This window comes from Pseudoalteromonas sp. P1-13-1a (assembly GCF_001401875.1).
Classification (GTDB): Bacteria; Pseudomonadota; Gammaproteobacteria; order Enterobacterales; family Alteromonadaceae; genus Pseudoalteromonas.
The window spans coordinates 22,129-36,796 of record NZ_LKDV01000022.1 but is presented as its reverse complement, the minus strand read 5'-3'; the positions used below and the strand labels follow the sequence as shown (position 1 = coordinate 36,796).

At 42.3% G+C, this 14,668-nt stretch carries 15 protein-coding genes; 1 reads left to right on the top strand and 14 read right to left on the bottom strand.

From position 1 onward, the window contains the following. Window position 1: 1 nt before the first annotated feature. Complete coding sequence (locus tag AN391_RS13820) at window positions 2-322, top strand: EscU/YscU/HrcU family type III secretion system export apparatus switch protein (protein WP_004588318.1); 321 nt, start codon at window positions 2-4, stop codon at window positions 320-322. Window positions 323-401: 79 nt separating this feature from the next. Here AN391_RS13820 and AN391_RS13815 read toward each other — a convergent pair whose 3' ends face one another. Genes AN391_RS13815 through flhA form a run of 14 tightly spaced genes read right to left on the bottom strand, consistent with a single transcriptional unit; the run spans window position 402 to window position 14,488 of the window. Further along, window positions 402-803, bottom strand: a complete 402-nt coding sequence (locus AN391_RS13815; RefSeq protein WP_055015940.1) for a DUF2802 domain-containing protein — start codon at window positions 801-803, stop codon at window positions 402-404. A gap of 17 nt (window positions 804-820) precedes the next feature. Continuing rightward, window positions 821-1,318, bottom strand: a complete 498-nt coding sequence (locus AN391_RS13810) for a chemotaxis protein CheW (protein ID WP_004588316.1) — start codon at window positions 1,316-1,318, stop codon at window positions 821-823. A gap of 24 nt (window positions 1,319-1,342) precedes the next feature. Beyond that, window positions 1,343-2,125 carry a chemotaxis protein CheW gene (locus tag AN391_RS13805; RefSeq protein WP_055015939.1) on the bottom strand — a complete coding sequence of 261 codons (783 nt, stop codon included), beginning with the start codon at window positions 2,123-2,125 and terminating at the stop codon, window positions 1,343-1,345. A gap of 3 nt (window positions 2,126-2,128) precedes the next feature. After that, complete coding sequence (locus AN391_RS13800; protein WP_004588314.1) at window positions 2,129-2,899, bottom strand: ParA family protein; 771 nt, start codon at window positions 2,897-2,899, stop codon at window positions 2,129-2,131. Window positions 2,900-2,911: 12 nt separating this feature from the next. Next, window positions 2,912-3,877 (bottom strand): flagellar motor protein MotB, encoded by a 966-nt coding sequence (locus tag AN391_RS13795; protein ID WP_055015938.1) that lies wholly within the window; start codon window positions 3,875-3,877, stop codon window positions 2,912-2,914. 5 nt (window positions 3,878-3,882) lie between these two features. Then, window positions 3,883-4,647 (bottom strand): flagellar motor protein, encoded by a 765-nt coding sequence (locus AN391_RS13790; RefSeq protein ID WP_055015937.1) that lies wholly within the window; start codon window positions 4,645-4,647, stop codon window positions 3,883-3,885. Continuing rightward, entirely contained in the window at window positions 4,640-5,785 is a 1,146-nt protein-coding gene (locus AN391_RS13785) for a chemotaxis response regulator protein-glutamate methylesterase (protein ID WP_055015936.1), read from the bottom strand. The genes AN391_RS13790 and AN391_RS13785 overlap by 8 nt, the downstream gene beginning before the upstream one ends. Window positions 5,786-5,836: 51 nt before the next feature. Beyond that, window positions 5,837-8,065, bottom strand: a complete 2,229-nt coding sequence (locus AN391_RS13780; protein ID WP_055015935.1) for a chemotaxis protein CheA — start codon at window positions 8,063-8,065, stop codon at window positions 5,837-5,839. A 15-nt stretch (window positions 8,066-8,080) separates the two neighbouring features. Then, window positions 8,081-8,848 (bottom strand): protein phosphatase CheZ, encoded by a 768-nt coding sequence (locus AN391_RS13775; RefSeq protein WP_055015934.1) that lies wholly within the window; start codon window positions 8,846-8,848, stop codon window positions 8,081-8,083. Between the two features lie 15 nt (window positions 8,849-8,863). Next, window positions 8,864-9,247 carry a chemotaxis response regulator CheY gene (gene cheY, locus AN391_RS13770; protein WP_004588308.1) on the bottom strand — a complete coding sequence of 128 codons (384 nt, stop codon included), beginning with the start codon at window positions 9,245-9,247 and terminating at the stop codon, window positions 8,864-8,866. Between the two features lie 41 nt (window positions 9,248-9,288). Beyond that, window positions 9,289-9,999: an RNA polymerase sigma factor FliA gene (locus AN391_RS13765; protein WP_024032309.1), complete on the bottom strand. Its 711-nt coding sequence runs from the start codon at window positions 9,997-9,999 to the stop codon at window positions 9,289-9,291. A 26-nt stretch (window positions 10,000-10,025) separates the two neighbouring features. Continuing rightward, window positions 10,026-10,886 (bottom strand): MinD/ParA family protein, encoded by an 861-nt coding sequence (locus AN391_RS13760; protein ID WP_054983003.1) that lies wholly within the window; start codon window positions 10,884-10,886, stop codon window positions 10,026-10,028. Beyond that, window positions 10,879-12,354, bottom strand: a complete 1,476-nt coding sequence (flhF, locus tag AN391_RS13755; protein WP_055015933.1) for a flagellar biosynthesis protein FlhF — start codon at window positions 12,352-12,354, stop codon at window positions 10,879-10,881. Before flhF ends, AN391_RS13760 begins: the two co-directional genes overlap by 8 nt. A gap of 22 nt (window positions 12,355-12,376) precedes the next feature. Beyond that, the gene (gene flhA, locus AN391_RS13750; RefSeq protein ID WP_055015932.1) at window positions 12,377-14,488 is read right to left on the bottom strand and encodes a flagellar biosynthesis protein FlhA; all 2,112 of its coding nucleotides are present in this window, start codon (window positions 14,486-14,488) and stop codon (window positions 12,377-12,379) included. Between the last annotated feature and the right edge of the window lie 180 nt (window positions 14,489-14,668).

Genomic DNA, 14,668 nt, shown 5'->3' with positions numbered 1-14,668 from the left:
CATGACTGACACCTCTAATTTAGCAGCAAATAATAAATCCGCGATTGGCCTGTTGTATGAAGCAGGAAGCACCCCCGCGGTAAGTGTAAAAGGGTTTGGCGAGTTGGCCGATGAAATAATCGCAGCAGCGAAACAAAAAGGCATTATGATCCACCAAGATGAAGCACTTGCTAAAACACTCTCACACTTAGAATTGGGAGAGGAAATACCTAAAGAGCTTTATTATGTTATTGCTGAATTGATTGCTTTTTCGTACGTGCTTCGTGGGCAGTTCCCACCTGGCTGGCAAGACTTTCAAGGTAAGCTAAATGTAAAGGCATAACTAGGTGGATAAATTATATCTCCCCATTTATTAAGTATTACTGCGCATTGGTATTGTGTAGTTAAAAGCAAAAAAGACGCTAGGCGTCTTTTTGTTTATGTAACGAAAATAATAGTTCAGCCTCAGCCCTAGGAAGCTCGCACTCGCGTATCACCTCATCTAAATCTGCGCCAAGCTCAACCATTTTAACAGCACGAGAATATATTTTTGCGTCTGGGTCATCATATTTTTGGGCAGCTTGTTGTTGCATCAACTCTTGATTTTGTTGCTCAACTTCAAGTACGCGCTTACCAATACTTAAAAGCCCTGTTCTGAGCTCAGACACTTCACTGCGTAATATATGTGTTTGCTCTGAGGTATCTTTTAATTGCTGTGATACCGCATTAAGCTCCGCCGACTGTTTATTTTTTAATGCAACAATTAGCGACAGGGATATTAAACCTATCCCTAGCGCTGCTATTGCGATACTGAGTAACAACATAATTTTAGTGGTAAAGCTTAAATATCGCTTAACTCATCCCATTCGTCATCGCTAAGTAATTTATTTAAATCGACTAAAATAAGTAATTCGTTATCGCGGTTACATACACCTTGGATAAACTTAGCGCTTTCTTCGGTACCAACATTTGGGGCGCTGTCTATTTCAGAGCTGCGTAAATACACAACTTCAGAAACACTATCAGCTAAAATACCAATTACTTGCTCTTCTGCTTCAATAATTAAAATGCGAGAGTTATCAGTTGCATCTGCAGCAGGCAAACCAAAGCGTGCACGAGTATCAATAACAGTGACTACGTTACCACGTAAATTTATAATGCCAATAACGTATGAAGGTGCTCCAGGTACTGGGGCAATTTCGGTATAACGTAAAATTTCTTGCACCTGCATTACGTTGACGCCATACGTTTCTTCTTCAAGCTTAAACGTTACCCACTGTAAAATTTCATCGTTGTTATCTGCGTTTTTATTCGCTGATAATAGTCTATCTTCGCTCATGCTGTTACCCCGTAATGGTCGTTACTACTGACGGCTATCTAAGCCTTTTTCTAATAGTGCATTTAAATTATCTACATCTATTAAAGCACACATTTTTTCTTTAATAACACCGGCAAGCCAAGGGCGTTTGCCACTGTTTTTTCGCCATTTTACATCTTCTTTACTCAATGTAATGTTATTTATTAACTTTTCAGCCAATAAACCCCAGTTGCTATCGCCTAGGGTTATTAAATACTGATAATTAAGAGAGGCCTCTAACTTTTCATCGTACTTTTCAGGCATTACCCAACGTGCAGTATCAACTACGTTTAGCTTTTCATCTCTATTAAGCATAACGCCTTTAAACCACTTTGGCTTACCAAATAAATGATTTACTTCACCTAATTGATGAATTCCTCCAAGCGCTTTCAAAGGAACAGCCAATGTTAAACCAGCCACTTCAAAAAACAGAGCCTGAAATTCACCTTCAAAGTAATCTTCTTGGCTATGTAATAAAGGAGCAGGTTCTGTACTTAACTGGGTTTGCACCTCAGGTGTCTCTAATGGCTCAGGCTCAATAGGTGCAGGTGGCGAAATAGTGGCGTCAGCCTCGCTATTACTCTCTTTTACTTGCTCAGAATAAAGCTGCTCGGTTACTTTTAATTGCGCTTTGGGCTTTAAAAGTACTTCGTCGTTTTGTAAGGCACTAGGTACTTGCTCAAGTAGCTTTGCTACAGGCTCAAGGTTTTCCTCAGGTTCGTCTTCGCATAATAGCGCCCCTAAGTATTGAGTCATTACTTTTTCATTAGCAAATAATTGCTTACTCATTCATTAACCTTGTCCAATTAAATAATCTAATAACGCTTTATAAGCGTAAACCCCACGTGAACGTGGGCAAAACTCTATGGGCACCTTTTGTGCAAGGCTTGCATCTCTAAACTTTGTATCAACGGGGATCACCCCTGGCCATACTTTATCTTTATATGTATTTTGCAACGTTTTGTAGGCTTCAAGCGACGCTTTAGTGCGCTTATCATACATAGTAGGGATTATAGTATATTGGTACTGTTTCGCTTGAGAGCTTTGCATTAATTCCATAGTGCGCATCATTCTATCAAGCCCTTTGAGCGCCAAAAACTCAGTTTGCACAGGCACTAAAATACGTTCGCTGGCGGCTAATGCGTTCACCATTAAAACACCTAAAACGGGCGGGCAATCAAGCAGCGCATAATCGTAATGTTCACTAATTTTTGCAAGTGTTTTTTTTAAAATTAAGCCCATTCCCGTTTTATTGCCCATGCTTCTATCGAGGGTTGCTATAGCCATCGTCGCGGGCAATATATCCAGGTTTTCCATGGTAGAGGGGCACAATGCTTGAAGTATTTCTTCACTTTGCATTGAGGTGCCGCGAGCAAAAATATCGTACACACTGACTTCTAAATCTTCAGAATCAATACCAAAATAGTACGTTAGTGAGGCGTGAGGGTCGGTATCAATGAGTAATACGCGTTTACCTTGCAAGGCCAAAATACCAGCAAGACTGACAGCCGTTGTGGTTTTACCTACACCGCCCTTTTGATTTGCTACTGTCCAAATCTTCACATTAAGTCCTAATTACTGTTCATTGCGCGTGGTGATTCTGATGCCACCATGAGGTAAACGAATTATTTTAATAGAGTTATCATCAGAGGGAAGTTCGACCTCTGGCTCAGGCGCAGCTTGTTGCACTTGCTCATCAGGCTCAGCTTCATTTTCGGTGGTTTGTTGTACTAAGCCATACTTAGAAAGCGCAATAACAACTTTACGATTCTCTGCTCGACCCGCTGCGGTGTCGTTATCGGCAAAAGGTGAGTATTGCCCATACCCCTCGATTGCCATTCTAGCTGGGTTAATTCCTAACGCTTCTAATTCAACTAAAATAGAGGTCGCCCGTGCAACTGACAACTCCCAGTTAGAGCGAAACATTTCATTGCGAATACTTTCGTTATCTGTGTAACCTCTTACCCTTATGTAGTTATCTACTGGGGCAATAATATCTTTTACAATTTTTACGACTTGTTTTGCTCGCGCGTGGGCCACAGAGCTACCACTTGAGAAGAGCATTCCTGAACTTAGCTCAATAATAAGCCAATCTTGGTTGAGCTCTAAACTTGCTTCTCCATCACGAATTTCATCAATAAGTGCTGAATGTAATTTAGTTAACAGACTATCGAGTGGTTTACCTAAATGTTTTTGTTTTATATTGCTGGTATCACTATGTCCATCTAGCAGCTCTGGGCCAGACTCCTGTTTTTGAATGCTCTCACCGTACAATAACTCTTGCTCTGGGGTAACACGGTCAGTAAGTAGCCCTTCACCAGTAACGCCCTCACCTTGTTGCGATTGCTGCCTTGCTGATTTGTCAAAAACCTGTTCTAGGGAGTCTGAGAGGATTTGAAAACTTTCTTCTTTATTTATGGCAATGGCATACATAACCACAAAAAAGGCAAACATAATGGTCATATAATCAGCATAAGAGACTAACCAACGTTCTGTATGTTGATTTTTTTCAGCTGATTGACGTAAGCGCCGGCGTAACATAAAAGTTACTCTACCACGACATTGGGGCGCTCTGTGCGATAAGCTTCAAGCTTTAATTCTATGTTTATAGGACTTTCGCCAAGGCTTATAGCAATCACCCCTTCGGCCATCATTTCATGGTAAAGCATTTTTTGATCTACTCGCTGCTTAAGCTTATTGGCCATAGGTAAAAATAATAAGTTAGCTAAACCCACCCCATATATTGTTGCAATAAATGCGGTGGCGACCCCTGCACCTAGCTTTTGAGGGTCGGTAATAAATGACATTGCTTGAATAAGGCCAAGTACAGCCCCTAAAATACCTATAGTTGGGCTATATCCGCCCATGGCTTCGTACACTTTACTTGCTTCAAGTAAGCGGTCTCGTTCAAGCATTAAATCTATTTCTAATGTGTCGCGTAACTTTTGCTCCGAACACCCATCTACTAGTAAACTAAGCCCTTTTGCTGCATAAGGATCTGGGTGACTAAGTGCCTCTTTTTCAAGCGCTAAGTACCCTTCCTGACGAGCTTTATGCGACCACGTTTTAATTTGCTCTATGGCTTGCTCAATATTGTACTGGGGTGAAAAAAACACCCAATGGCTCATGCTTAGCGTTTTTTTAAAGGTGCTTATGGCCGTTTGCAACATAACAGCCCCTAAGGTGCCGCCAAGTACAATAATAAGTGCAGGGCCATTAAATAACGCCGTGACAACGCCCCCCTCTAAAGAGTAACCAATCGCTATAGCGCTCAGCGCAATGATTAACCCTAAAACAGAGAGCTTATCCACAACCAGTCTCTCTTTTTATTCTTGCTGCTACGTCGTTTAACGCTAAATGCTCAGAGGCAAGCCCAGCGTTGGCAATAGCTTGAGGCATACCGTATACAACACAGCTTTTTTCATCTTGCGCCCAAATTGTTGCGCCAGATTGCTTAAGCATTCGCGCGCCATCACGTCCATCAGCGCCCATGCCGGTTAAAACAATAGCAAGTACATCTCCTTGGTAGCTTTTGGCAACACTTGCAAAAGTCACATCAACGCTTGGTTTGTAGCTTATACGTTCACTATTATCTTCAAATACACGCAACGTTTTGTTACCACTTCGCCCCTCTACCATCATTTGCTGTCCACCTGGGGCTAAGTAGGCTGTGCCGGCTTCTAGCCTGTCACCTTGTTGCGCTTCTTTAACGCGTATTTTGCAAAGGCTATTTAAACGTGCCGCAAACGCAGGCGTAAATGCCGCCGGCATGTGCTGAATTAACAAAATAGGGTGTGCAAAGTTAGCAGGTAATTGGGTTAATATAGTTTGTAAAGCAACTGGCCCGCCAGTTGAAGTGCCAATAGCCACTATTTGATAGTGTTTACCGCTGGCACGCGTGGGCATACTGGATGTAGTTGTTGTCTGCACTGGGGCAGCACGTTGAAAGCTTCTATCAGGTTGTTTAAGCGATGAGCTTGTTGTGGCAAGTTTGCTTGCAGATGGAGCAGTAGTCTTACTTGATGTTAATGGCCTAACAGGGCGCGGTGCACGCCTGCGACCAATTTCCTTCACTTTAGCTTGCAATAACTTAATTGCATCTTCGTTATTTCGTGCAATGTCTTCAAACTTTTTCGGTAAAAAGTCCATAGCTCCGGCATCAAGTGCATCTAAAGTTGCGGTTGCACCGTCGCGAGTTAATGAAGAAAACATAAGTATTGGCGTTGGGTTACTCGCCATAATTTCTTTTACTGCGCTAATACCATCAAGCACAGGCATTTCTACATCCATGGTGATCATATCTGGACGTAACTGCGCTGTTTTTTCTACGGCTTCTCTACCGTTAACAGCAAAACCTATTACTTCAATACCGCTGTCTTGTTCAAGAATTTCGCTTACTCGACGGCGAAAAAAACTGGAATCGTCAACAACTAAAACTTTTACGGCCATTGCGCTCTCTTATTAAATTTATGTGTAGGCATACACAGGTATGCCTACATTTTATCCTGCGTAATGCTTAAGCATATTAGGTACATCCAGAATCAGCGCAATACCACCGTCAGATGTAATTGTTGCACCAGCCATTCCTGGCGTACCTTGTAATAACGCATCAAGAGGCTTAATAACAACTTCTTCTTGGCCAATTAATGAATCAACCACAAAGCCAACTTGCTGAGTACCTATTTGTACAATTACCACATGACCTTGCGCTTTTCGCTGAGAACAATCAGCACCTTTAACTAGCCAATGCTCTAAGTAAAATAGCGGTATCGCTTTTTTACGAACAATAATTGTAAGCTGACCATCTACCACATTGGTTTTGGTTAAATCTAAGTGGAATATTTCACTCACACCAGCAAGTGGTAACGCAAACGTTTGCTCACCAACAATAACCATCAGCGTAGGTAAAATAGCCAGTGTTAATGGTACTTTTATCTCTAAAATAGTCCCTACGCCCAACTCTGACTGTATACTCACAGAGCCATTAAGCTGCGTAATTTTAGTTTTTACTACATCCATGCCTACGCCACGGCCAGAAATATCAGATATCTCTTCTTTGGTCGAAAAGCCTGGTGCAAATATTAAGTTATACGCTTCTGTATCTGATAAGCGACTTGCCTGATCATGGTCAATAACGCCTTTACTGATCGCTATTTTTTTCAGTTTTTCCGCATCCATACCTGCACCATCATCTTTAATGGTTAACAAAATATGGTCGCCTTCTTGCGAAGCCGATAATGTAACGTTACCAGTTCTAGGCTTACCCGCAGCTTCACGCGCTGCTGGCATTTCAATACCGTGGTCAACTGAGTTTCGTACTAAATGCACCAACGGATCGGCCAGTGCCTCAACTAAGTTTTTATCTAAATCGGTTTCTTCACCTACAAGCTGTAAATCAATTTCTTTATTTAAGCTACGGGCTAAGTCACGTACTACGCGAGGGAATCGGCCAAACACTTTTTTGATAGGCTGCATTCGCGTTTGCATTACTGCACCTTGAATATCAGCAGTGACCACATCAAGATTTGATATCGCCTTACCCATCGCTTCACTGTCTGTATTGGTCGCTAAACTGACCAACCTATTTCGTACTAATACCAACTCGCCAACCATATTCATTATTTGATCTAAACGCTTTGTATCAACACGTACTGTGGTTTCAGCAGGTGGAGGCGTAGCTTTTTTAGGTGCAGCGCTACTCGCTGGTTTTTCAGCCACTTTAGGTGTAGGCGCAGCGGCTTTAGCCGCCGGAGCTTGTTTTGCTGCAGGTGCTGGCGTAGGCTTTTCTGGCGTAGGTTTTGCTGGCGTTTGTGCTACAGGTGCAGCCTTAGGTGGCTGCGGTGCAGGTGTGTCAGCTTCTTTTGATTCTGGTGCGGCGCCTTTACCGTGCAGTTCATCAAGCAGTGCTTCAAATTCATCATCGCTGATTTCATCATCACCGCTATCATTTGCAACAGCCGCCGGTGGTGCTGTGTGTTTTACTTCTGGCTCACTGCTTGAGGTATCTCCTGCAACAGGACCAAAACTACCTACACCGTGTAATTCATCTAATAAACTGTCAAATTCATCATCGGTAATATCTGAACTTGAATCTGGCTCTGCACTTGCACTTGGTTGCGACACCGGGCTTTGGCCTTTGCCGTGTAACTCATCGAGTAAGCTTTCAAATTCATCTTCTGTAATTTCATCAATTTGCGTGCTATCTGCTGAAGGGCTTGAACCTGCCGCATCAAATAGTTCATCAAATGCAAATGGGTCTTCATCATCTGTTGCGCTAACGGGAGCAGCGGGTTCTTGTTCAACAACGTCGGGGGCTGTTTCAGTAAGCTCGTCATCCGTAGGCGGTTGACCAAGTTTGTGAAGGGTTTCTAATAATTGAGGGTCTGCTGGGTCTGGCTGTTCGCGGTTTTGAATAGTGGCAAACATTTCATTAATGGTATCTAGTGCTTGTAAAATCACATCCATTAATTCTGAATTAACAGTTCTAACCCCTTGGCGTAAAAGATCAAATACGTTTTCAGCACCATGACAGGCATCAACAAGCTCAGTCATAGCTAAAAAGCCTGCCCCCCCTTTTACGGTATGAAAGCCCCTAAAAATAGCATTTAGTAACTCAGTATCTTCTGGGTTATTTTCTAGCTCAACTAACTGTTCAGATAAAAGCTCTAGGATTTCTCCAGCCTCTACAAGAAAGTCTTGTAAAATATCTTCATCGACTTCAAAGCTCATGCAGTTACTCTCCTCTTAGAAGCCCAAACTTGATAATAGGTCATCGACCTCGTCTTGGTCAGATACAACATCATTTCGCGACTCTTTATCAATAATAGGGCCTTCAGGACCTGCTAATGTTTGTGCGGCAACCAGTTCTTCTGTTTCTTGTTGTTCTTTACTTTCAACAATGCTGTCATCTTGTGCAGCAAATGCTGTTAAAAGGTGGATTAAACTTTCTTCTACTTCTCTGACTAATTCAATTACACGGCGGATAACCTGGCCTGTTAAATCTTGAAAATCCTGCGCCATTAGTACATTGGTCATTAAAGTTTGCAACTCATCAGTTTTATGATGAGAGCTGTTCATAAACTTGTCGATGCTGTGGCATAAGGTTTTAAACTCGCCCAGCTCTATTTCGCGGTTCATAAGCCTATCCCAAGTAGGCTTAATATGTGCAATTTCATCTGCTAGCTGCTGCGCAATAGGAAGGCTTGCTTCGACCGCATCCATTGTCTTATTAGCTGCATTTTCTGTCATTTCCATGACATAGTTTAAGCGCTTTTTCGCATCCGGTATTGCATCAGTGGTTAAATCGGTTAAACGCGTATCAAGTTCAAAGCTTTTAAGGGCTTCGTGTAATTGGCGTGTTAACTTACCTACTTCAGCAAAAAGCTGCGATTGCTCTTGAGAGGCAGTATCTAAAATTAATTGGTCAGCTTTATCTTGCTCACCATTTTCTAAAAAAACGACGAGCTGACGAGCTTGTTCTAAAGTAATTTGAGGCGCAGCTGGTGCTGACATAAGCCTCTCCTCTCATTAACCTAAGCGTTCAAACACTTTTTCTAATTTAGTTTTCAAAGTACCAGCAGTAAATGGCTTAACAATATAGCCATTAACACCTGCTTGCGCTGCCGCTATTATTTGTTCTTTTTTAGCTTCTGCCGTCACCATTAAAACCGGAATATGTTTTAATTTTTCGTCAGCTCTAATGGCTCTTAGCAAGTCAATACCCTGCATGCCTGGCATGTTCCAATCGGTTACAACAAAGTCAAAAACCTGATTTTGCAACATAGGTAATGCTGTAGAACCATCGTCAGCTTCTTGAACATTCGTGAACCCTAGGTCACGCAACAGATTTTTTATAATACGTCTCATTGTAGAGAAATCATCAACAACAAGAATTTTCATGTTTTTATCCAAAACATCCTCCGGTGAGGTCTTAACCTATAATTTACTTACTACTAGTTTATCCAGTCATTGATTTTTGCTTTGAGCTTAATCATCGCCTGACCATGTATCTGACTTACACGCGATTCACTTACATCGAGTATATGCCCAATTTCTTTTAAATTCATTTCATCGTTGTAATACAAAGAAAGCACCATTGCATCTCGCTCTGGTAAAGACTTTATTGCCTCTAACAATGAATTATTAAACCGTTCATTTTTAACATTATTAAATGGTTTGTCTAGCGCTAAATCTTGACCTGCAGGGCTAATAACATCTTCATCTACCCCTAGGTCTTCTATACCAAGCACTTTACTGGAATTAACATCATTTAAAATATGATGGTATTCTTCTAGCGAAATATCAAGTTTTTCAGCTACTTCAGTATCTTTTGGTTCTCTATTTAAGCTATTTTCTAATTCTGTGATAGTTTCGGCTACTAATCGGCTTTTACGGTGCACCGAACGTGGTGCCCAATCCCCTCTGCGCATTTCATCAAGCATAGCGCCGCGAATGCGAATACCAGCAAACGTTTCAAAGCTTGCCCCTTTACTGGCATCAAAATTTTTTGAGGCCTCAATAAGGCCTATCATTCCTGATTGAATTAAATCATCGAGCTGAACGCTAGGAGGAAGACGAGCTATCAAATGACACGCCACTTTTTTGACAAGCGACGCGTGCTTTTCAACAATCACATTTAAATTTTGTGTTGATTGATATCCCATAGCTCTTTTCACCGATGTTGTCATAATCAGCCGTTTACTAGCTTCTCAATGAAAAACTCTAAATGTCCTGAAGGTTGATTAGGTATAGGCCATTTTACTGCTTTTGTCGCTAATGTTTTAAACGCGACTGCTGCTGGTGAGTTAGGGAAAAGATCGACAATTACTTTTTGTTTACGCGTAGATTTACGCATATTTTCATCATATGGAATAGTCGCAACAAGCTCCATAGACACATCTAAAAAGCGGTCTGTTACTTTAGAGAGCTTTGCAAAAAGCTCTTGGCCCTCGCGCATACTGCGCACCATGTTTGCAACAATTTTAAATTTATAAACGCCATGCTCGCGGCTAAGTACTTTAATAAGCGCGTAGGCATCAGTAATAGAGGTCGGCTCATCACACACCACCACCATGACATCTTGCGCTGCACGAGAAAAACTCAGCACCATGTCAGAAATACCAGCGGCGGTATCTACAATTAAAATATCAAATTCTGTATTAAGCTCACTAAAGGCACGAATTAACCCAGCATGCTCAGATGGGGTTAGCTCCACCATACTTTGCGAGCCGGATGTAGCAGGCACGATTTTAATACCGCCTGGGCCTTCAACTAAAATCTCGTCAAGTTCGCACTCGCCTGAAAGGACATGAGATAAGTTTTTTTCAACACGTAGTCCTAGCATTACATCACAATTAGCTAGGCCTAAATCGGCATCTAATACTAATACACGATTACCCTGCTGCCCTAAAGCAATAGCAGTATTTAAAGAGACGTTGGTTTTACCCACCCCTCCTTTACCGCCAGTGACAGCGATAACTTTTACGCCGTTGTTGTTGTTTTGACTCATTTTGCGCAGGCCGCTTGCTTGATCTAATACTGTGTTAATCATACATCCCTACTGTGCTTGGCGCCACTGCTTGGTGCCTTGAATGTTGTGCTTTTGCTCTTTTTAAATACAATTGCTCAGCTTTTTTTACTAGTTTTTCAGCATTTGCAACGCGAATATCTTCTGGTACACGCTGACCATTAGTAAGATACCCTATTGGAAGACGATTTTGAATCGCTATACTAATAATCTCACCTAAACTTAATGATTCATCTAACTTAGTGAAAATACAACCGCTTAGCTGAACCTTTTTAAAATGTCTTACGGTTTCTTGCAGTACATTTATTTGTGCTGTGGCACTTAATACTAAATAACTACGTATATCTACTCGCTGGTTGCGCATTAACGTATTTAATTGCTCTGTAAGGCGTAAATCACGTTGGCTCATACCCGCTGTATCAATTAATACTAGACGCTTATTGCGTAAATGATATAAAACTTCGGCTAATTCATTGGCATCTTTTACTTGTTTAACACCACAACCAATAATACGACCATACGTTGCAAGCTGCTCATACGCACCAATTCTGTATGTATCAGTGGTGATTAGGGCAACTTTGTCGGCGCCATACTTTTGTGCGCCTAATGCGGCAAGTTTAGCAACTGTGGTTGTTTTACCTACACCAGTAGGCCCAACAAGGGCATACACACCCCCTTGGCGAAGAATTTCGTTATTGGTGGTTTGCATTTGATCTTCAACCATTTGCAATAATGCTTTCCAACCTTGCTGACGCGATACGTCATCTGGGATAAAACACGCCATTTGCTCTGCAACGTCTTTATCTATTCCCATGCCAACTAAACGGTCAATCATGCATGCACGTGTAGGGTCGCGACGTGCCATATCTTGCTGCATTAAACCCGATACTTGGTGTTCTAATAACTGGCGAATTGCGTTCATTTCATCACGCATCGCGCTCATTTGGGCGCTTTCGTTGTTATTAGCTTGACTACGCGGTGCAACCGGCGCATCTAAATCGTCAAAGTCTTGATCTAAGTCATCAAAGCCTAGGCTGTCTGCTTGGGTTTGCATGCGTTTTGGCGCTTCATTTTCGCGAGCAAACATATTTGTCGTACGTGGCTGTGCTGGCTCTTGGTAATGCTCAGACGTATCAATACCTGATTGCGAAAACATAGAGGCTAGCTCAGGAGAGCGAGGGCGTGGCGACTGACGCTCTAATAAAGCTTGTAAGCTATCAGCTACTTTTGCTTGTGGCTCAGGTTGCGCACGCTTAGGCTCTGGCTTTACAAAGTTATGAGTAGGCTGTTGCACGGCTCTTTGCGGAGCAGGCGCTGCCTGTGGTTGTGCTGCGGCTTTAGGGGCTGCTTTGTCGTAATCTACTGCGGCAACAATTTCTACACCATTAGCGAGTTTTTTGTTCGACATAATAACGGCATCAACACCTAGCTCATCTTTAACTTCTTTCAGTGCGGTGCGCATATCTTTGGCAAAAAAACGTTTAATCTTCATGGTTCAACCCCTGTTAAAATCTTTATTGTTGGCCTACTGAGCTGACAATCTTAATCTGTCTTTCATCTGGTACCTCTTGATAAGACATCACCCTTAAACCCGGTATGGTGTACTTAACAAAACGAGATAACACAGTGCGTAACATTCCTGACGTTAGCAATATTGAAGGTTCTCCGGCCATTTCTTGATTCTGATGCGCTTCGTTTAATGATGTTTGAAGTCGCTCAGCAAGGCTTGGTTCTATTCCGGCACCTTCGTCGCCTGCATTTTGCAATGACTGATGCAACATCTGTTCCAACTCAGGCGCCAAGGTTATGACAGGGATTTCTGATGACATTCCCACAGCGTCTTGAACTATTAAACGGCGCAGCGAAATACGCACTGCAGCTGTTAAAACATCGGCATCTTGGCTACGTGGGCCGTACTCTACAAGGGTTTGAACAATAGAGCGCATATCACGAATAGCCACACCTTCGTTTAATAAATTTTGCAGTACTTTTACAACGGTTGTCAGTGGTAGTACTTCTGGCACTAACCCTTCTACTAAACGTGGATGGCTTTTAGCTAACATATCAAGCAGGTTTTGAACCTCCTCATGCCCTAGTAATAATGCGGCACTGTTAGTTAATAACTGGCTAATGTGGGTGGCTACCACAGTGGCTGAGTCAACCACGGTGTAACCTAGTGACTGTGCTTCGTCTTTTTGATCAGGCTTTATCCATACCGCATCTAAGCCAAATGCAGGGTCTTTGGTTTCAACCCCTTTAATAGGGCCAAATACTTGCCCTGGGTTGATGGCCAGTTCATCGCCATGTTTTAGTTCGCCTTCACCACTTGAAACACCCATCATGGTGATGCGGTATGCATTAGGGTCTAATTCTAGGTTATCGCGTATATGCACAGGTGGCACCAAAAAACCAAGCTCTTGAGATAACTTTTTACGCACTCCTTTAATGCGGTTAAGCAGCTCACCACCTTGAGATTGATCAACCAGTGGAATAAGTCTGTAACCAACTTCTAAACCTATTACATCTATTTGTTGTACATCGTCCCAGCCAAGCTCTTTTTGTTCTTGTTTATTCGCTACACCAGTACCGGGTGCAGCACCACTTTGTGCTTCTTGCTCTGCTAACGCGGCGGCTTTTAGTTTTTGTTGTTGCGTAAAGTAAGCTAAGTAGCCAAGTAATGCCCCTAAACTTAAAAAGGCAATGTGAGGCATACCCGGGACTAAACCCATAATGATCAAAATGCCTGAGGCAATAAATAAAGATTTTTCGTTACCTAACTGGGTTTTAAATTGTTCACCCATGTTATGCGATTCATTTTGGCGGGTAACAACAATAGCAGTACCAATAGAGAGCAGTAATGAAGGAAGCTGCGCAACAAGGCCGTCACCTATGGTAAGTAAAGTATACACCTCCATTGCGCGGCTAAAGCTCAAGTCATGCTGTATCATGCCCACAAATAAACCGCCAACAATATTAATAATTAATATCACGATACCGGCAATGGCATCGCCTTTTACAAACTTGCTCGCCCCATCCATAGAGCCATAAAAGTCAGCTTCTCGGGTTACTTCGCTACGGCGCTCACGTGCTTGCTCTGCACTAATAAAGCCAGCGTTTAAGTCGGCATCTATCGCCATTTGTTTACCCGGCATAGCATCTAGCGTGAAACGAGCTGATACTTCCGAGATACGCCCAGCACCTTTGGTTATTACAACAAAGTTTATGATGATAAGGATTAAAAACACCACTAAACCAACCGCGTAGTTCCCGCCAATTACCACTGAGCCAAATGCTTCAATTACTTTACCAGCGGCATCCCCCCCGTTATGCCCCTCAAGAAGCACAACTCGCGTACTGGCAACGTTGAGGGCTAAACGCATTATAGTAGCGATTAACAATACCGCGGGAAACATGCCAAATTCGAGCGGTTTCATGGTGTAAACTGTCACCAGTAAAACAACCAAAGCAAGGGCAATATTAAATGAAAATAAGATATCAAGAAGAAATGGTGGCAACGGTAAAATAACCATACCCAGCGCTGCAAGTACTAATAGCGGTGTGCCTACGCCTTTGGCATACTCTTTTTTGTCTTTGTTAAGTTGTTGTAATACCGCTTTAAAATCCATAACTCTACAATTCAATAAATTGACACTGGCCTGAAATTGCAATAACTATTCCAAGTATAGAGCCATCAATAGATTCATTGATTATTGATGTAAATTTTAAAGCTGGTTAGAGACAAGAGCGTATTGGCATTTTGGTTTGAATTTGCAGTGGCGTGTTGGTGTTTACCAAGGCGCCCCCTT